This is a genomic window from Archangium lipolyticum, from assembly GCF_024623785.1.
Lineage (GTDB): Bacteria > Myxococcota > Myxococcia > Myxococcales > Myxococcaceae > Archangium > Archangium lipolyticum.
In genome coordinates, this window is the sequence record NZ_JANKBZ010000057.1 from 20,966 (window position 1) to 38,828 (window position 17,863).

The 17,863-nt window shown below is 66.3% G+C and carries 20 protein-coding genes; 15 read left to right on the plus strand and 5 right to left on the minus strand.

Annotated features, from left to right (window positions below; all coding sequences use genetic code 11):
- Nucleotides 1-169 precede the first annotated feature (169 nt).
- Nucleotides 170-913 (plus strand): putative metal-binding motif-containing protein, encoded by a 744-nt coding sequence (locus tag NR810_RS50655; protein ID WP_257463370.1) that lies wholly within the window; start codon nucleotides 170-172, stop codon nucleotides 911-913.
- A 10-nt stretch (nucleotides 914-923) separates the two neighbouring features.
- On the opposite strand, the gene NR810_RS50660 is transcribed toward NR810_RS50655, so the two are convergent.
- Together NR810_RS50660 and NR810_RS50665 are read right to left on the minus strand one after the other, a co-directional pair.
- The gene (locus NR810_RS50660; protein WP_257463371.1) at nucleotides 924-2,201 is read right to left on the minus strand and encodes an alpha/beta hydrolase-fold protein; all 1,278 of its coding nucleotides are present in this window, start codon (nucleotides 2,199-2,201) and stop codon (nucleotides 924-926) included.
- A gap of 5 nt (nucleotides 2,202-2,206) precedes the next feature.
- Nucleotides 2,207-2,572, minus strand: a complete 366-nt coding sequence (locus NR810_RS50665) for a hypothetical protein (protein ID WP_257463372.1) — start codon at nucleotides 2,570-2,572, stop codon at nucleotides 2,207-2,209.
- A 344-nt stretch (nucleotides 2,573-2,916) separates the two neighbouring features.
- On the opposite strand from NR810_RS50665, the gene NR810_RS50670 reads away from it, so the two are divergent.
- Nucleotides 2,917-4,668 (plus strand): protein-arginine deiminase domain-containing protein, encoded by a 1,752-nt coding sequence (locus NR810_RS50670; RefSeq protein WP_257463373.1) that lies wholly within the window; start codon nucleotides 2,917-2,919, stop codon nucleotides 4,666-4,668.
- Here the strand turns inward: NR810_RS50670 and NR810_RS50675 are convergent.
- Nucleotides 4,584-5,684 carry a hypothetical protein gene (locus NR810_RS50675; protein WP_257463374.1) on the minus strand — a complete coding sequence of 367 codons (1,101 nt, stop codon included), beginning with the start codon at nucleotides 5,682-5,684 and terminating at the stop codon, nucleotides 4,584-4,586. The two genes, NR810_RS50670 and NR810_RS50675, sit on opposite strands and share 85 nt — an antisense overlap.
- Nucleotides 5,685-5,823: 139 nt before the next feature.
- A complete protein-coding gene (locus NR810_RS50680) occupies nucleotides 5,824-6,285 on the minus strand; it encodes a DUF1772 domain-containing protein (RefSeq protein WP_257463375.1) in 462 nt (153 codons plus the stop codon).
- 389 nt (nucleotides 6,286-6,674) lie between these two features.
- Between NR810_RS50680 and NR810_RS50685 the strand changes: the two genes are divergently transcribed.
- Entirely contained in the window at nucleotides 6,675-7,052 is a 378-nt protein-coding gene (locus NR810_RS50685; RefSeq protein WP_257463376.1) for a hypothetical protein, read from the plus strand.
- A gap of 35 nt (nucleotides 7,053-7,087) precedes the next feature.
- Entirely contained in the window at nucleotides 7,088-8,773 is a 1,686-nt protein-coding gene (locus tag NR810_RS50690; protein WP_257463389.1) for an FAD-dependent monooxygenase, read from the plus strand.
- A 78-nt stretch (nucleotides 8,774-8,851) separates the two neighbouring features.
- Here NR810_RS50690 and NR810_RS50695 read toward each other — a convergent pair whose 3' ends face one another.
- Nucleotides 8,852-9,985, minus strand: a complete 1,134-nt coding sequence (locus tag NR810_RS50695; RefSeq protein ID WP_257463377.1) for an alpha/beta hydrolase family protein — start codon at nucleotides 9,983-9,985, stop codon at nucleotides 8,852-8,854.
- 412 nt (nucleotides 9,986-10,397) lie between these two features.
- Between NR810_RS50695 and NR810_RS50700 the strand changes: the two genes are divergently transcribed.
- The 11 genes from NR810_RS50700 to NR810_RS50750 all read left to right on the plus strand — a co-directional run bounded on the left by NR810_RS50700 (nucleotide 10,398) and on the right by NR810_RS50750 (nucleotide 17,634).
- The gene (locus tag NR810_RS50700) at nucleotides 10,398-11,408 is read left to right on the plus strand and encodes an amidohydrolase family protein (protein WP_257463378.1); all 1,011 of its coding nucleotides are present in this window, start codon (nucleotides 10,398-10,400) and stop codon (nucleotides 11,406-11,408) included.
- Nucleotides 11,408-11,734, plus strand: a complete 327-nt coding sequence (locus NR810_RS50705) for a TcmI family type II polyketide cyclase (protein WP_257463379.1) — start codon at nucleotides 11,408-11,410, stop codon at nucleotides 11,732-11,734. The genes NR810_RS50700 and NR810_RS50705 overlap by 1 nt, the downstream gene beginning before the upstream one ends.
- Nucleotides 11,735-11,853: 119 nt before the next feature.
- Entirely contained in the window at nucleotides 11,854-12,204 is a 351-nt protein-coding gene (locus tag NR810_RS50710; protein WP_257463380.1) for a cupin domain-containing protein, read from the plus strand.
- Nucleotides 12,201-13,472 (plus strand): beta-ketoacyl-[acyl-carrier-protein] synthase family protein, encoded by a 1,272-nt coding sequence (locus NR810_RS50715; RefSeq protein WP_257463381.1) that lies wholly within the window; start codon nucleotides 12,201-12,203, stop codon nucleotides 13,470-13,472. The genes NR810_RS50710 and NR810_RS50715 overlap by 4 nt, the downstream gene beginning before the upstream one ends.
- Nucleotides 13,469-14,701, plus strand: coding sequence for a ketosynthase chain-length factor (locus tag NR810_RS50720; RefSeq protein WP_257463382.1), 1,233 nt, complete (start codon nucleotides 13,469-13,471; stop codon nucleotides 14,699-14,701). The genes NR810_RS50715 and NR810_RS50720 overlap by 4 nt, the downstream gene beginning before the upstream one ends.
- Before the next feature lie 55 nt (nucleotides 14,702-14,756).
- The gene (locus NR810_RS50725) at nucleotides 14,757-15,023 is read left to right on the plus strand and encodes an acyl carrier protein (protein ID WP_257463383.1); all 267 of its coding nucleotides are present in this window, start codon (nucleotides 14,757-14,759) and stop codon (nucleotides 15,021-15,023) included.
- Nucleotides 15,024-15,025: 2 nt separating this feature from the next.
- Nucleotides 15,026-15,517: an SRPBCC family protein gene (locus tag NR810_RS50730; protein ID WP_257463384.1), complete on the plus strand. Its 492-nt coding sequence runs from the start codon at nucleotides 15,026-15,028 to the stop codon at nucleotides 15,515-15,517.
- Nucleotide 15,518: 1 nt separating this feature from the next.
- The gene (locus NR810_RS50735) at nucleotides 15,519-16,265 is read left to right on the plus strand and encodes an SDR family NAD(P)-dependent oxidoreductase (RefSeq protein ID WP_257463385.1); all 747 of its coding nucleotides are present in this window, start codon (nucleotides 15,519-15,521) and stop codon (nucleotides 16,263-16,265) included.
- Nucleotides 16,265-16,585 (plus strand): antibiotic biosynthesis monooxygenase family protein, encoded by a 321-nt coding sequence (locus NR810_RS50740; protein WP_257463386.1) that lies wholly within the window; start codon nucleotides 16,265-16,267, stop codon nucleotides 16,583-16,585. The genes NR810_RS50735 and NR810_RS50740 overlap by 1 nt, the downstream gene beginning before the upstream one ends.
- Nucleotides 16,582-16,878: an antibiotic biosynthesis monooxygenase family protein gene (locus NR810_RS50745; RefSeq protein WP_257463387.1), complete on the plus strand. Its 297-nt coding sequence runs from the start codon at nucleotides 16,582-16,584 to the stop codon at nucleotides 16,876-16,878. The genes NR810_RS50740 and NR810_RS50745 overlap by 4 nt, the downstream gene beginning before the upstream one ends.
- A 120-nt stretch (nucleotides 16,879-16,998) precedes the next feature.
- A complete protein-coding gene (locus NR810_RS50750) occupies nucleotides 16,999-17,634 on the plus strand; it encodes an NAD(P)-dependent oxidoreductase (protein WP_257463388.1) in 636 nt (211 codons plus the stop codon).
- Nucleotides 17,635-17,863: the final 229 nt, after the last annotated feature.

Consider the following 17,863-nt stretch of genomic DNA (forward strand, 5'->3'; position numbering starts at 1 on the left):
CGAAATGTTGGAAAGGGCTGTTGTCACGACCCGGCAACAGTCATTGAATCCATGTGGCTATTGCAACCATGTTGCGTATGCGGCATGACACACGCCACCGGAGAGCGGCGGAGGGGACGCCGACGCAGGGCACCGCGCGCCGCGCCCGGCTCACCGAAGGGAACGCCATATGAAGATGACGACGCGGAGGGTCTGGAGTGCACTTCTGGGGTTGGGGCTGGCGGCCTGCGGCCCGGTGGACGGGACGGAGCCGTCGTTGGAGATGGAAGCGCAGGCGCTGGAGGCCGGCTGCACCTCGCTCGGCAGCCACATCAACAACAACGCCTGCCAGCAGGCGATCATCTACGCGGACAACGTCAACGTCACGGCGAGCGCCACGCGCAGCACCGCCACCGCGCCGGACATCAGCACGCGTTACAAGACATACACCATCAGCATGCCGGCCAACGCCGAGGGCTCCGTGAAGTTCACGGCGGCGTCCACCGGCTCCGTCGTCTTCTACCGCACGAAGTACGTGCCCTTCACCGTGGTGGACAGCACCACCAACACTCCGGTGGCGGCGGCGCTGACGCAGCCCGTGTCGGTGTTGAACTGTGAGCTCGTCTACGCGTCCGTCTATGACCTGACGGCCGGCAATACGTACATCGTGGCGATCGGCCCGACCGAGGGCAACAGCCTCCGGGTGGCGGCGTTGTCCCTGAACGAGTACCGCGTGCGCTACTACCCGGACCTGGACAACGACACGTACGGCGCCAACACCGGCTCCATCTATACCGGCTGCACGCCGCCGCCCAGCTATATCAATTCCCGGCGCTGGGACTGCGACGACTCGAATGCCAGCATCAACCCGGCCGCGGCCGAGGTGTGCGGAAACGACATCGACGAGAACTGCGACACCGTGACTTCCTGCTAGCTGTTCTTGATCAGGGGGAGGGTGCCGCGTCCTCCGGGCCGCGAGCACCCTCTTCCTTTTGCTGGAGTGCCAGCTTCCGCAACACCCGTTCGAGGTGCTGCTGGAAGGCGGGGTGCACCCGATCGGTCTGGATGCCACGCTGGATGGCGAGCGTGTAGCACTCGAGCGCCGCATCCAGTTGGCCAGCGGCCTCCAGGGCCTCTCCCAGACCGTCGTGGACGATGGGCGAGTCGCCGTGCAGCTCGACGTTGCGCCGGAAGACGGTGATGGCGGCATCGACCTTGCCGCTCTCCAGCAGATGGTACCCCATGCGGCTGAGCAGCTCCTCGGGAGGCCGGACCTCGTAACCGAGCCGCCTGGCGACCCGGACGTAGTTGGCCTCCACCTTCTCCAGGTCGCCAGCGCGCATGATTGGCTCGGAGATGCGCCAGTCCTCGAAGAGGGCCTCCAGTCCATCGTAGAGCGTCCGGAGGGGCGTGCTGCCGTGATGGTCGTTCGCGAGGAAGGAGTAGCGCCACACCAGCCGCTCCGGCCGGGCCTGCTCGAGGGTCCTCGCGAGCCGCTGGATGGGTTCCAGCATGTCGTCGCTCTCGTCCCCCATGCTCATGTAGAGGAAGCGTTCCTGCGGGGGCAGGCGCTCGAGGGACCGCACTGCTCCATTCACGAGCTCATTCCCGTTCCACCAGAGGCTCGGGCTGATGGCGACGTAGGCGTGGAAACTCCGCGGGTGGTTCATGAGCGTATGCACGGCGAAGAGTCCGCCCAACGAATGCCCCACGAGGATTCGGTACGGCTGCGTGCGGTAGCGGGACTCGATGCGCGGAGCCAGCTCTTCCTCCAGGAAGCGCAGGAACCGTTCCGCGCCTCCGGCGGTGGGACGCAACTCCGCGACGGTCCGCTGGGAGGTATCCCCAGGCCTCCGGAAGCCCGCCAACACCGGCGGGGTGAAATCCCTCGTGCGATCCGTGTTCGATACCCCCACCACGATCATCCGGGGGATGCGATGGCTCTCCGCGAGGAACCGCACGACGCCAGTGGTGTGATGGAAGTACGCATCGCCATCCAGGAGGTAGAGAACGGGGTAGCGCTCCGAGGAGGTGTCGTACCCGGGCGGTAGATAGACGAGGAAGCCGCGCTCCTCTCCGAGGACGGTGGAGTGGAAGGTGTGCTTCACCCCGAGGGTGATGGGCGTTCCCTCCCGTGGAGAAGCTGCTCCCACGTGAGAGGGCCCGGACAGGCAGGAGGACAGGAGGAACGCTGCAACCAACGGCGGGATGAGTCGGCGCATGCTGGTCACAGCTCCGATGTGAGAGGGCCACGAGAAGGGCCGCCATGCAGGCGGACCAGCGCGGCCCACGCTTCCGCGGCCCCAGCGCCGATGCGTTCGAGCACCCTGTAGCGTCCGAGCAGGGCACCCCGCGTGAGCCAGGGTTGCACCGGTCCACCCGCCGGCTGCCCGGGTTCGGAGGGCTGGGACTCCAGGCCGCCGCACGCGCGCGCGGCCTCCGCCAGGAGCGCTCGACAGACGGTGCAGTCATCGAGATGCTTTTCCACCGACACCGCTGCTTCGGCGCCCAACGCCCCCTGCGCGAAGGAGAAGAGTTGTCGCGTGTCGAAGCAGTCCATGCCAGGAAGATGATAGTCGACGTGGGCGGTCATGACGATGAGCGACGCGGATCATCAGGAAGAGCGGGCCTTCGCGAGCGCGTGCGCGCGGGGTGAGGCCCTGCGTGACCCGAAGTCCGACTGACGGCCATGCCGCTCGGCCCCAGCCAGGGGCCCATCGACATGGATGAACCCGCGGCGCACAAGATGCGAGTATGAGAAAACGGGTGGGGTCGTGCGTGGACTTGCATTCCCCCCTCCCCTGGTCTCTGGTGTGCGGCGCGATGCGATTGTCCGCCCTCTGTCTTTGCGCTCCCGTCCTGGTTCTTTCTCTCTCTTGTGGAGACCCGGCCCCATCCCTCGGCACCGAGCCCCCCATCGTGGACTTGCGAGCCGACGTGAACCGAAACGGCTCCGTGGACCTCTCGGACCCGACGGAGGACGAGGGAGAGGACACCTGGTCCGCTGAACGAGGGGCCATCTTCCTGGCCAACATCGATGATGACCTCGGCGCTTGTGCTTTTTCGTATGATGCCGAGGTCGTCAGCGATATCGCTCTGGCCCAGTGCCATGACGCCGCGGACGACAGGGTGAATGGTCAGGAGGACCTCGAAGACCTGGCGCGCCTGCTCACGGTGCCCTGGCCCGATGCCCCCGAGGAGGCGGAGGGTCGCCTCACCGTGTCCGAGACGGCCGCCAGCAAGGTGCGCCTCTTCCGGAAGACCGAGCATGGGTTCGAGCTCTTCGACCCATCGACGGCGCGGCTCGAGGCGCAGGAACTACGGCGCGGCGCGGAGCTCGCCATTGAAGCGCGGGATATCGTCCGCGATCTCGACATCTGGGACGGCTACGTGGATGTCGTGCTCAGCGTCAGCTGGAAGGGCGGCACGGATGCGCTTTACCGGGACACCGTACGCCTGCGTGTCTCCCCGGTGATGACGTTCCATCACCTGAACGCCGTGAAAACCCTCTACACCGCACACCTGTCCATCGGTACACGGGAGGATCTCGTGGACTTCCCACGTTTCCAGGCCGAATTGGACAGGGCGCGAGCGGGAGTGGGGGTGACAGAGCCACTCTACCTCTACGATACCGGCAAGACGGACCGCTGGGTCCAGGACCTCTTCGAGTCCGGCTTCATGTCCATGCCGGCACCGGGCGGACAACAACACGTCATCCGGGTGAACTACCGCTCTCCCTTCCTGGCCAGGAAGGTGCCTACGACTGAGGACCCACCGCCCTCGACCGACAGCCCGCTGCGCCCTGGTAGCCGGCTCGCCTTCCAGCTTCGGGGACGGGACTCGGCGGTCGTCCAGCAGTATGACCCGAATGCGCTCACGGATGCATTCACCAAGCAGACACTCAATGCGCTCGGCAATCTGGAGACCATTCCTCCCTACGAAAAGGGAGGCGTCCACTATCCGTTCGGCCGGCTCTTGATGGGCAGTATCGCGAGTGCCCGCGTGGACCCGACCTTCACCCGGATGCTGGAGGCGCAGCGGATGCAGCCGCCGGTGTACCTGGACACCTCCTGGCTCTTCGTGGGGCATGTGGACGAAATCCTCAGCTTCCTCCCGGTGGACTCCCCGCGCGGATGGGTCGCACTGGTCGCCGCTCCTGAACTGGCGCGGACAATGCTGGAGGACGCTCGAGCCCAGGGGCACGGAGACGCGAAGCTCTTCACCGGAAAGGTCTGGGGAATCTCCCGAGGCAGAGCGTCAGCGGAGGTGTCCATCTCCCAGGTGCTGGCGGATGTGGACGTGATGAATGAGAGCGCGGCGGCCGCCGTGCATGTGGATGCGCAACTCGCCATCCTTCAGGAGGAGACCGGGCTCACCGACGCGGAGATCATCCGGGTGCCCTTCCTCTTTCAGCGGGTGTCCGCAAAGGCCGCCGCGTACCAACCGGGGACCGTGAACCTGCTCTCGCTCTCGCGAAATACCGTCGTCGCTCCCGACCCGCATGGCCCTGTTGTCAATGGGAAGGACATCTTCAAGGCCCACCTCGAAGCGGCACTGGAGCCCTACGGAATCACCGTGTTCTGGCTGGATGACTGGCTGCTCTATCACCGGGGAAATGGAAACGTGCATTGCGCCACCAACGCCACCCGCCAGATTCCCGAAGTGAAGTGGTGGCAGACAGGGCGATGAGGCGCATGGCGCGGGGGGCCCGCGCTGGCGGAGGGGCTCCTCAAGGTTGCCAGGATGGCCGGCGGGCGAGGCCCAGCACCGCGGCGAGCGGCAGCACCGAGCGCGGGAGCCATGGCGCGCGCCACATGCCACCGTGCCCCGATGGCGTCCATGGCCATGGAGACGCGCGCGTGTCTCTCTCCGTCCAGGTACGCGAGTGACGCTACGTCCAGGTCCACGCCGAGCGAGGCGAGCCAGGCGGCGATCTCCGGCGTCTCGGTGAGCAGGTCGGCGCCGGCGAGCGGGGCCCAGGCATTCGGGTCACCATCGACCGCCGGGGCGCTGGTGCCGGCGAGTGGCGCGAGCAGCCGGCCGTTGCCCTCGAGCGTGAGTGCCACCATCCGCTGCCAGGTCTCCGGGCGCTTCAGGTCCACGGCGGCCACGTTCGCGCGCCAGTGCAGGAGCCAGCGCAGGGGCCCCGCCTCGGCCGCCGCGCCGAGCAGCGCGAAGGTTCGGTCGGACAGGTCGAGCCACTCCGGGTGTTGCTGCACGAGCCGCAGTGCCTCCGCGTGGCTCGGCTCGAGCACTCCCTGCTTCTCCCACTCGTCCAACCGGGCGAGGAGCGCCGCGCCCTCGAGCCGTCCACCGCGGTAGGGGACCCACCAGCGCGGAGGTGCCGCGCGGTCACGACCCTCGATGGACACCGTGCGAAAGCCCGGCTGCGTGGGTCGCGCCATCGCCTCCGCGAGCGGCCGCGCCTGTCCGTCGCGCACGAGCTCGAAGGCACGCCAGGCCGCGTCCAGGCCCGCACGGGCGGTGGCGAGCGCGTTCTCGGGCCGCTCGAGCGACAACTCGGTGAGGGCGCGCAGGTGGTGCGGGTACTCCTGGCGCCAGCGGGGCTCGTTGCGCACGGCGCGCGCGGCCTCGGGACTCGCCGCCTCGAGCGCCGCGGCGAAGATGCCCTTCGTCGTGGCGGTGCTTCCGCGCCGCCCATCGGGAGTCGTGGGAAACTGGATGCCGGCTGTCTCGATCGTCATGACGGCAGCATGCACGATCGTGCGCTCGAGAAGGTGTCAAACACCTCTCTTGCGGCTTTGGCTTCACTAGTGGACAGCGGAACCCTCTCTCGTCCGACGTGGGGCCTGTTGGCTGTGAAGGCTCGAGTCTCGAAATCCCCTAGCGGATGACCGCCGCTCCGACGAAAGCCAGCAGCGCCAGCACCGCGGAGGTGGTTCGCGCCAGGTGAAGGCGCCGCCAGCGGCTCACGAGGTGTGAGATTTCAGCTGGGAGGGGAGGGGACTCGGGGCGCCAGGCGTGCACGCGTTTGTTGAGTGGCACATTGCCGAATTGCGAGATGACCGAGACCGTCGCGGTGAACGCCACACCGGCCACCACGAGAACGCGCGCCCACGTCCCCGGGAGCAGGAAGGCGAGGACGAGCCCGGTCAGGATCGTGAAGCCCGCGGTGAGAGGCATGTACCTCTCGATGTAATGGTCCAGCACCTGGTGCATCCGGATGTACACATCCGAGGGGACCGATCGGAAGGCGGGGACGACGGCGGCGGCCACCATCACCAACCCTCCCACGAAGATCGCGATGCTGGTGAGCACCATCAGGGTCAGGACCGTGCTGTACATATTCCATTTCCGTTCACGAGAGTGATTCTGGAGACCTGCCCTGATAGGAATGCCCGTCATGGCCGGCCTCGTCCCTGATTGGAGTCCGCCGGGGGAGATGTGACGGACGGTGGCGCCCAGGGCGGCTCTGGCCGGTTGCCCGGTGGCCGGGCGCCCGGAGCGGGGTCCGCTCGCCTGGCGGCCCTGGAGCGCCGACGTCACAAACGCGCTGGGGACTCCCTGTCGCAAGGAAAGGAGTCACTCGAGTCATGGCCTCTGTCGACACGCATCACGCCGAAGCCCGTCATCCCCGACCCACCTCCAGGGGTTCCTGTCACATCCATGGACACAAGTGTCCGACCCGTCACTTGAAGGCCTTCCAGCAGATCTCCGGGAAGTGGCAAGGCACCATGACGCAATACTCCCTCGAGGGTCAGGTGCTGGTCTCGATGAAGGTCGAGTCGGAGAACCGTCTCGACTGTTGTTCCCTCTACACGCTCATCGTCCTCACGGACGCCCAGGGACACCAACAGCGGATCGAGTTCACCTCGACCTATTCCAAGAAGATCGACGGCTTCGTGGTGGACAACCCGGCCTTGAAGGGGACGGCACGCCAGGTCGGTGACTCGGTCGTGTACATCTACGAGAACCAGCTCCCCGCCCCCAGCTCCACCCTCGAATCCGTGAGGGTGAGGGGCAACACCCGGTTTCACACGCTCCAGAACTCCCGGGAGGATGAATTCACGGGCTACGCCATCATCCAAGAGACGCGGGTGAGCGAAGCGTAGTCGTTCCTGCGTCTGGAAAAGAACCGGTGTTGGCAATGGAAATGTTGGATGCATTGGTGGTGGGCGCGGGACCGACGGGGCTGACGATGGCGGCGGAGTTGGCGCGGCACGGCCTGCGCTGCCGCATCGTGGACTCACTCGAAGCGCCCTCACGCCTGTCACGGGCGCTGGTGGTGCAATCGCGCACGGTGGAGCTCTTCGACGACTTCGACATGGCCGGAAAGCTGTTGGAGCGTGGGGAGGCCATGGGGGGCTACAACGTCATCGGCGCCGGTGGGAGGCGAGCGCGCATTCCCATGCGGCCCTTTCCCTGGTTGGAGACGCGCTACCCCATTCCGCACATGGTGCCCCAGGATGCGACCGAGGCGGTACTCACGGAGCATCTCGCCTCGTTTGGCCTCTCGGTGGAATGGGCCGTGACGTTCGAGGGCTTCCGCGAGGACGCGGGGGGAATGGAGCTCACGCTGAAGCACCAGGATGGGACGGAGGAGTCGGTGCGGGCGCGCTGGCTGCTCGGGTGCGACGGAGCCCGTAGCCGGGTGCGCAAGGCGGCGGACATCCCCTTCGAAGGCGAGACGTATGACTACACGTGCATACTTGCGGACGTACGCGTGGACTGGCCCCTGGGACCCGGCGAGCTGTTCATCATTCCGTCCAGACATGGCGTGGTGGCCGCGTTCCCCATGCCGGGAGAGAATCGCTACCGCCTCGTCTTGAACATGCCACGGGATGGCAAGGACGAGACGGAGCCGCCCACGTTGGAGCAGATACAGGCGCTGGTGGAGCGCATGATTCCAGTGCCCACGCGCCTGAGCGACCCCCTCTGGATGACCCGCTACCGGCAGCACCGGCTGGGCGTGCCCTACTACCGCAAGGGCCGCGTGTTCCTCGCGGGGGATGCGGCGCACATCCACAGCCCCGCGGGCGGTCAGGGCCTGAACACCGGCATCCAGGACGCATACAACCTGGCCTGGAAGCTGGCGCTCGTCACGCGGGGGCGCGCGCCGGAATCGCTGCTGGACACCTACGACCTGGAGCGGCACCGGGTGGGCCAGAAGTTGCTGGAGGGTACGGACAGGCGATTCGCCCTGATCTCGAGCGGGGGCCTCGTGGTGCGGATGCTGCGGGCGCACGTGATGCCTCGCGCCGCGCGGTGGCTCTTCAAGACCTCCTTCATGGAGCGGAAGCTGCTGCGGTTCGTCTCCGAGCTGTTCATCCACTATCGGCACAGTCCCCTGTCCACCGAGTCCATCTCGGGCGAGGACGCGGGCGGAGTGCGAATCTCCGATGGGCCGGCCCCGGGAGAGCGGGTGCCGGACCTGCCGCTCCTGGGAGCGGGCGTGGAGCGCCTGCACGAGGTGCTGCGCGGCCCCCACCACACGTTGTTGCTGTTCGCCGGGCTGGTACCTGCTGGGAAGACGCCCGCGGCGCTGGAGTCGCTCGCGCGCCAGCTCGAGGCGTCCTACGGGCCCGAGCTGCTCCGGGTCCGCGTGGTGGCGACGGGAGCGCGATCCGGACCCTACACGCTGGCGGATGCGACGGGTGCGGTGCACCGGCGCTTCGGGGCGGGGGCGGCCTGCCTCTACCTGGTACGTCCAGACGGCTATGTGGGCCACCGGGCCCGGCCCATCCAGGTGAAATCCCTGGCGACGGAGCTCGCCGCACGCATGGGCCCGCCGCGCCAGGCGCCCGCGAGCGTGGAGCTGCAGGTCGCTGGTTGAGACCCTCAAACGAGACTCCCCCCTGGACGAAGGAGACCCTTCTTCCAGGGGGGAGCTCGCGAGTGCCTGGTGTGGGACTCAGTGCCGAGGGGACGCCAGGTGGTCCGCCATCCAGCGCCCCAGTCGCGGAAGGAAATCATCGGAGCGGTTCGCGCAGGTGTGGTTCTCCTCGGGGTAGGAAATCAGCTCCTTGTCACCTCGAGCCCAATCCAGCAAGCGGATGCAGGATTCATAGGGCACGACCGAGTCCAGCTTGCCATGGATGGCGAGCAGGGGGGTGGTGGGCCGTGGAATCGCTCGCAGATTCAGCTCCTCCCGGCAGATCCGGTTCATGGCGGCATCGTTGGGCTGTCCGTACATGTACCGGAACTCCTGGCGCACCAGCGGGCTCGAGCGGAGATGGTTGTCATGGTCGTACCCCGCCGAGATGCAGGCGCAGGCCTTGAGCTCGCGGGGGAGCAGAGCGGCGCTCCTCGCCGCCAGGTAGCCGCCATGGGCCAGACCGCAGATCCCGATCCGGTCGGAGTCGAGCTCCGGGAGCCGATGGGCCTGGGCCAGGACACTCTCGACGACCTGCTCGAAGGGGATGACCATGCGGTGGATGCCCGCCAGCTCGCCCTGGCCGGGACCATCGAAGACCAGGACCGCCAGGCCCTGGGCCAGGAAGGCGCGCGCGAGGGCGAGCAGCTCGATCTCCTTGGCCGAGCTGAGGCTGTTCACCAGCAGGACGCATGGGACCGGTTCCTCCCAATGGGAGCGCAGGAGATAGGCCGGGAGCTTGTGATTCCCATGAGGGATGGACAGCGCCCGGACATCATAGGGGAGGAGCGGACTGGCCTGCCGGAAGATGCGCGTCACGCGCCGGCGCGTCATGAACTTCGCTTCGGGGTTGTCGAAGAACATGAGCTCCGCGAGGTGGTGGCAGGTGGCGGCCTTCAGCATCGCCTGCCGCTGTGTGGTGCGGTTGCCTCGCGCGGCCTCTCGAATGGCATGGCCCTCGAAGTCGTGCCCGATCCCCGTCCAGTGCGTGTGCCAGTCATTCCAGTCATCATGGAGCGCGTCGTCCCCCACCTCCTCGAGGGCGAGCACGATGTCCCTCCACTCGATACCCGATAGCTTCATGTGGGCGAGGAACGGCTCGCACTCCATGCGCAACGTATCGGGAATCTGCGCCTTCTTCATCGTCCACACATGAGCTTCCTGATTCTGCAAGGTCGTCCTCCTGGCATCCGCCTCTTCGGGGTACTCCAAGGAAGAGGGACGGCCTTTTTGCTGTGACAGTCGCCCGTTCTCGCCTCCGGCCCCGGCTGCTCGCCTGCTGGGGAGGGCAGCACGAAATTCGAGATGAAGGGCGGATCACAGACCGCGCCGATCTCATCTAGCTCCCATGTAACGCGGAGGTTGGATCGAATGGAAAACACAAGCACCATTCATCATGTGGCTGCATCGGTCGATCGACGCAAGGCCATTCACATCATGGCCAACTCGATGTTCCGCCAGCTCATGAACAGTGGCTATTCACACTCACACATCATCGATTTCACGTCAGAAATGCTGCAAATCCTCACGGACTCGCTCCGGAGTCCCGTGATCGTCGACGAGTAGAACTTCAGAAAGCCCAGCCATGATCATCGACATCCACTCACATCTCGCCCATCCAGAGCTCGCAAGGCACGCACCGGTTCCTCCAAGCCTCCTGGACGTGGATCGCCTCATCGAAGTCAAGGCGGAGGCGGGGATCGACCTCACGTTCATCGGTAGCCCGAGCGGTCCCGGGACCCTGGTTCCGGCCTCGAGGGGTGGCAACTTCACGCAGCCACTGGACAAGCTGCGCGCCTTCCACGACTGGCTCGGCGCGACCGTCGCGGCGCACCGGACCCGGCTGCGGGCCTATGTCTACTGCGATCCGTTCGCGGACGACGCGATGCTCGCGGCAACCGAGGAGTACCTGCGCCGCGAGGAGTTCGTCGGGATCATGACCAATCCCAGCGCGCATGGTGAGTACCTCGATTCGCCCAGGGCGGACGCATTCTTCGCCTTCGCCGCCGGGTTGGATGTCCCGGTGATGATCCACTCCGGGATGGATCCCGTCTGCTGCCAGGGGATCTCCGACTACGGCATGTTCGACATGGTCGGCCGCTACTGCGACGTCACCCTCGGTCTGTCGGCGCTCGTGCTCTCCGGCCGGCTGGAACAGCACCCGTCGCTGCGCGTCATCGGCACGGCGAGCGGTGGAGCCCTGAGCCTGATCGGCTCCCGGTTGGACATGGCCTGGCGTTCTCAGCTCTGGGCCGGGGCGGGCAAGAAACCAGAAGGCCTCCGCGACCAGCGGACCCGCACGCCCCCGAGCGTGCTCCTGCGGCGGCTGTATGCCGATACCACCGCCGACAACCCCGATCTCCACCTCGCCAATCTGAAGGCGTTCGGAGCGGAGCATCTCCTGTTCGGCAGCGACTGGCCGCCGGTTCCCGTGGTCCACGCCGGAAAGATCCGCGAGGTCGAAGCGCTGCCCCTGTGTGACGAGGAGCGGCGGGCCATCCTCGGAGGCAATGCCTTGCGCGTCTTCGGCCTCGAAGGCCCGGTTCAACGAAGCACCCGGATGATGGATTCCCAGCAACCTGGGGAGGTCATGTGATGTTGCACAGGAAGTTGATCGTGGCTCGGATGGATCCCTCCAGCGCGAGGGATGTGGCGGACATCTTCGCTGAATCCGACGCGGGGGAGCTCCCCCGGATGCTCGGTGTCACGCGTCGGGGACTGTTCCATTTCAAGGGGCTCTACTTCCACCTGTTCGAGTCGGAGCAGGAGGTCGATCCGCACCTCGCGGGCGTGCGTGAGCATCCGCTCTTCCTCGACGTGAATACCAGACTGGCCCGCTACATCTCGCCGTACGACCCCGCCACCTGGCGCGGTCCGAACGATGCCATGGCTCACGAGTTCTACTCCTGGCGCGCGAAGTGAGCCCTTCGAAAGCCGCGTCACAAGAAACTCCTCATTCCTCTGTCAATTCAATGAGCCAGACACAGATTACCAAGATCCTGACCAGCAATGCCCACCCGGATCGTCGCCGTGGGGGCGAGGTGCGAGTCCTTCTCAGCCCGAAGACCGTGGGCTCCACTTCCGGATTCATGGGAGTGGCGAACCTCGAGCCCGGGGAGAGCATCTCCGAGCACTACCACCCCTATTCGGAGGAGTTCCTCTACGTGACGCGAGGGTCGATCATCGCGCGCCTCGACGGGAACCCCATCTCCTTGAGCGCTGGCGAAGCCCTCCTGGTGCCGAAGAACACCCGTCACCGGCTGGAGAACCCCGGGACGGAGCCGGCTTCCCTCGTGTTCCAACTCGCCCCGCTGGCGCCCAGGCCGGAGTTGGGCCACGTCGACACCGAGCCCTACCCGGGCTCCGTGCAGGCCGCCGGAGGTGGGCGATGAATCGCCGCAGGGTCGCCCTGACTGGAATTGGTGTGGTCGCGCCGGGAGGCATCGGGGTCAAGGCCTTCTGGGAGCGGCTCCTCTCCGCGCGCTCCGCCATCCGCCGCATCTCCCTGTTCGATCCCACGAACTTCCGTTCCCGGATCGCCGCGGAGTGCGACTTCGATCCGGCACGTGAGGGCCTGTCCCCGCAGGAGGTGCGCCGGATGGATCGCTGCGTCCAGTTCGCGGCCGTCGCCGCGCGCGAGGCGTTGGCGGATAGCGGGCTGAAATCGACGCCCAGCGAACCCCACCGGACGGGTGTCAGCATCGGCAGCGCGGTGGGTTGCACGACGGCGCTGGAGGACGAGTACGTCGTCGTCAGCGATGGAGGCCGCAAGTGGCAGGTGGATCCGGCCTACGCCACGCCGCACCTGTACCTCAGCCTGATTCCGAGCACGCTCGCCACGGAGGTGGCCTGGCTGGCCGGAGCCGAGGGCCCCGCGACCGTCATTTCCAACGGGTGCACCTCGGGACTGGACGCGGTGGGTCATGCCTTCCAGCTCATCGAGGAGGGCTCGGCGGACGTGATGATCACCGGTGCGTCGGATGCACCCATCTCGCCCATCTCCGTCGCCTGCTTCGACGCCATCAAGGCCACTTCGCCCAACAACGACGATCCGGAGCATGCCAGCCGCCCATTCGACCTGAACCGCGATGGCTTCGTGCTGGGTGAAGGGGCCGCGATCTTCGTGCTCGAGGAGCTCGAGCATGCGCGCCGGCGGGGCGCCCACATCTACTGCGAGGTCGTCGGCTTCGCCTGCCGGGCCAATGCCTACCACATGACCGGCCTGCGCCCCGACGGCGAGGAGATGGCCGAGGCCATCCGGGTGGCGATGCGGCAGGCGCGAATGGACCCGGAGCGCATCGGCTACATCAACGCGCACGGCTCCAGCACGCGGCAGAACGACAGACACGAGACGGCGGCCTTCAAGAAGAGCCTGGGCCACCATGCGTACAAGACGCCGGTCAGCTCCATCAAGTCGGTGATCGGCCACTCACTGGGCGCCATCGGCTCCCTGGAGATCGCGGCCTGCGCACTGACCATCCAGCGGGGAGTGATTCCTCCCACGGCCAACCTGCGCACGCCCGATCCGGAATGCGATCTCGACTACGTACCCCAGGTTCCACGCGAGCAGCGGGTGGACGCGGTCCTCAGCGTCGGTAGCGGCTTCGGCGGCTTCCAGACGGCCATGTTGCTTGCTCGCTCGAAGGAGGTTTCGTCTTGAATGCACTCGAAAGTGGCCGTGCCGTCATCACCGGCATCTCGGCCATTGCCCCCAACGGACTGGGCGTCCGCGCCTGGTGGGAGGCCACGCTGAGCGGTCGCAGTGGCCTCCAGCGTCCCACCCGGTTCGATCCTGGCGTCTATCCGATCCAGCTCGCGGGCGAGGTCCGCGATTTCAAACCCTCCCAGCTGGTGGATGGACGGCTCATCGTCCAGACCGATCTCTGGACGCAGTTCGGCTTGGCCGCCACCTCCATGGCCCTGGAGGACGCCCGGCTCGACCCCCGGAAGCTGCCGGCGTACGAGATGTCCGTCGTCAGCGCCAGCTCCTCGGGTGGCAATGAGTTCGGCCAGCGGGAGATCGAGCGGTTGTGGAGCAAGGGCCCACAATTCGTGAGCGTGTACCAGTCCATCGGCTGGTTCTACGCGGCGAGCACGGGACAGCTGTCGATCAAGCACGGGATGAAGGGAACCTGCTCCTCGGTGGTGTCCGAGCAGGCCGGAGGGCTGGACGCGGTAGGCCATGCCCGCCGGGTGCTGCGCAATGGCTCGCGCATGGTCCTCACGGGGGGCACGGAGGCACCCTTGAGTCCCTATGCGCTGACCTGCCAGCTCACCAATGGCCTGCTCAGCCGGCGGGGAGATCCCTCCCGGGCCTACGTCCCCTTCGACGCGGAGGCTTCCGGCTACGTGGCTGGTGAAGGGGGCGCCATGTTCATCCTGGAGGATGGGGCGGCCGCCCGGGCGCGCGGTGTCGAACGGGTCTACGGGGAGATCGCCGGATATGCCGCCACCTTCGATCCGCGGCCGGGCTCCGGCCGTGAGCCGGGGCTGTACCGCGCCGCCGAGCAGGCGCTCTCCGACGCGGGTATCACCCCAGCCGACATCGACGTCGTGTTCGCGGATGCGGCCGGCGTTCCCGAGCTCGACCGCATCGAGGCCGACGCCCTCATCCGCATGTTCGGGCCTCGCGGTGTGCCGGTCACCGCGCCGAAGACGATGACTGGCCGCCTGTACGCCGGAGGAGCGGCCCTGGATGTCGTCGCGGCACTGCTCACAATCGCCGACTCGGTCATTCCACCCACCGTGGGAACCAGAGAGCTCGCACCGGGCTGTGACATCGACCTGGTTCGCGACGAGCCGAGGAAGAAGCTGGTGCGAAACGCGCTGGTGCTCGCCCGAGGCTTCGGAGGCTTCAACTCGGCCGTCGTGGTGCGGCGCGCCGAGTGACCTCCTGGCAATGCATGACCAAGAACAACCTGCAATACACATACAGGGAAAGACGATGAGGAATCTGACCATCGAGCAGCTGAACCAGATCATCTACGAGTGCATGGGCGAGTCCAATGTCGTGAGGGAGGACGGGGTGGACAGCACCTTCCCCGATCTCGGCTGCGACTCCCTCGCCATCCTGCAGGTGGAGGCCCGGCTCAGCCAGGACTTCGGCGTCCACATCCCGGAGCTGATGTTCCAGAAGATGACGCCGCGCGAGGCCATCGCCTACGTCAACCAGAACGCCGCCGCCCATGGCGCCGCGCAGCAGGGAGTTTGAACATGATTGGGTATACCGACAATTCGATCACCATCCGCGCCCCCATGAACCTGGTCTGGCGGATGACCAATGATCTCGAGTCCTGGCCCGACCTGTTCAGCGAGTACGCCTCCGTCGAGATCCTGAATCGGGACGGCCAGACGGTGCGCTTCCGGCTGACCATGCACCCCGACCAGAACGGGAAGATCTGGAGCTGGGTGTCCGAGCGCACCCTGGAGCCAGAGACCCGAACGGTGCGCGCGCATCGTGTCGAGCCCGGCCCATTCGAATACATGCGCATCCAGTGGTCCTACAGCGAGGTCGAGGACGGCATCGAGATGCGCTGGGTGCAGCAGTTCAAGATGAGACCGGATGCGCCCGTGAGTGACGAGGCGATGACCCAGCACATCAACCGGAACTCGGTCATCCAGATGGGTCGCATCAAGCGTCTGGTGGAAGAGGCAGCCGCGGCCCAGGTGGGGCAGGCGCCCGCCGTGGCGGCTCAGCAGGCATGACATGGAGAACGCAATGCAGCTCGATTTGAAGGGTAGGAGTGCACTGGTCACCGGCGGTTCCCGAGGCATCGGGCGCGCCATCACGCTCGCGCTCGCACGGCAGGGAGTCAACGTGGTGACCTGCTACCGGCGGGAGAGCGAGGCGGTGGAGTCGCTGGCCCGGGAGGCCAGGGTGCTCGGGAACGTGGAGCTCGTCCAGGCGGACGTGAGCCGGGAGGAGGAGGTGGTCCGGCTGCTCGAGAAGTGCCGCGAGCGCCTCGGAAGGCTGGACATCGTGGTGAACAATGCCGGAGCGATCAGCCACGTCCCCCTGTCCGATCTCACCCAGACGGAGTGGCATCGGATGCTGGACACCAACCTCACGTCCGTCTTCCTGGTCATCCGTGAAGCACTGCCCCTCCTGTCGGACGGGGCCTCGGTGATCAACGTCGGGTCGAGTGTCGCCACGCGCGGGATGGCGGCCGGTGCACATTACACGGCCTCGAAGGCGGGTCTCATCGGCCTGACCCGCTCGTTGTGCAAGGAGTTGGGGCCGCGAGGCATCCGCGTCAACACCCTGGCACCGGGCATCATCGAGACAGACATGGTGTCCAGGCTGACGCCCGAGCAGCGCAAGAAGTACGAGGCCATGTCCGCGGTGGGCCGGCTCGGCCAGGCGGACGACATCGCCGGTGCGGTGCTCTACCTGGCCAGCGATCTCTCCCGGTTCGTTTCTGGAGTCACTCTCGAAGTCAATGGAGGCATCTGATGTACGACAAGATTTTCCGTGTGGAGCTCACGATGGATGTCCAGCCCGGTACCGAGCAGGAGTTCGAGCGGGTCTGGTTGGAAGTGGGCCAGACCGTGGCGGATCATCCCGACAATATCTCCCAGTGGCTGTCCGCCAGCCGCGAATCCCCGGGGAAGTATCTCATCATCAGCGACTGGCCCGACGAGGAGACCTTCCGCCGGTTCGAGCAGAGCTGGGAGCACGCCGCGCACCTCGAGAAGCTCCGGAAGGTACGCGCCAGGGGCACCATGGAAACGATGACGGTCCTGCACCACATTCCAGGAGCGCGCGACCGATGACGGCACGGGCTCGGGTGATGCTCTTCGTCCAGGCTCCGGAGGGGAAGCGCTCCACCATCGAGGAGCTCTACAGGCAGGTCAGTGGTGTCCTGGATGGGACACCCGGGCTCCTCCGGAACGAGTTGTTGCACTCCTGCTCCAAGCCGACGGATTTCGTCGTGTTGAGCGAGTGGGAGAGCCTGGAGTCCTTTCGTGCCTGGGAGCAGGGGCCCGTCCACCGCGGGAACATGCTGGAGTCCTTGCGCCAGTACACGACAGGGGCCGCGTTCTACGAAGTGCTCGCGGCGTTCTGAAGCCTGCCCTGGAGGGAGGGCAGGCATGACCGGGACCGCATGGAGACCCAGCCTCGCGGTCCCGGTTGTTGCCATGACAGTGAATGAACATATGTCCATCTGTGGAAGGAAGGCATCTGTATGAATATCGCGCTCTTTGGCGCCACGGGCGCCACCGGACACCTCGTCCTGGAGCAGGCGCTGGCTCGAGGCCACACGGTCACGGCCCTGGTCCGGACTCCCTCCAAGCTGACCACGACTCATGAGCGGCTCAAGATCGTTCAAGGTGACGTGACCGATCCCTCCGCCGTGGAGAAGACCGTCGCCGGGCAGGATGCGGTGATCTCCACCATCGGCTCCGGCTCGAATACGAAGCACGTGACCCTCTACTCCACCAGCATCCGCAACATCATCGATGCGATGGAGAAGCAGAAGGTGGAGCGCCTGCTGTGTATCTCGGCGGGCGGTGCCTATCCAGGCAAGGATCCTGGCGCACCCTTCATCCTCAACTACATCGTCAAGCCGTTCTTCCTCAAGGACGTCTTCGCGGACATGGCGCGCATGGAGGAGGCGGTCAAACAGAGCAAGCTGGCCGCCTGGACCATCGTCCGGCCGCCCAGGCTGGTGGACACCCCCGCGACTGGCAGGTACCGGCAGGAGCCGACCTACTGCATCAAGGGCGGGAACAAGATTTCCCGGGCGGACCTGGCGTCATTCATCGTCGGACAACTGGACGCCGGGGAGTACCTCCGCAAGGGCGTTGCCGTCGCCTACTAGTGGAGTGTCCACAACGTCTTTGGACATGGTCCGAGGGCCCGTGGATGTCCCCTCTCCCTCTGGGAGAGGGCTAGGGTGAGGGTCTTCCCCCTGGAGCGCATGACCCCATGGGAGTTCACAGAGGACGGCGAAGGGGCGGTTGCGTGCCGTGATGCAAGCCGGGGCGAGGAACACGCGGGTGACGACCCTCACCCCCCGCCCTCTCCCAGAGGGAGAGGGAGCATGCGCA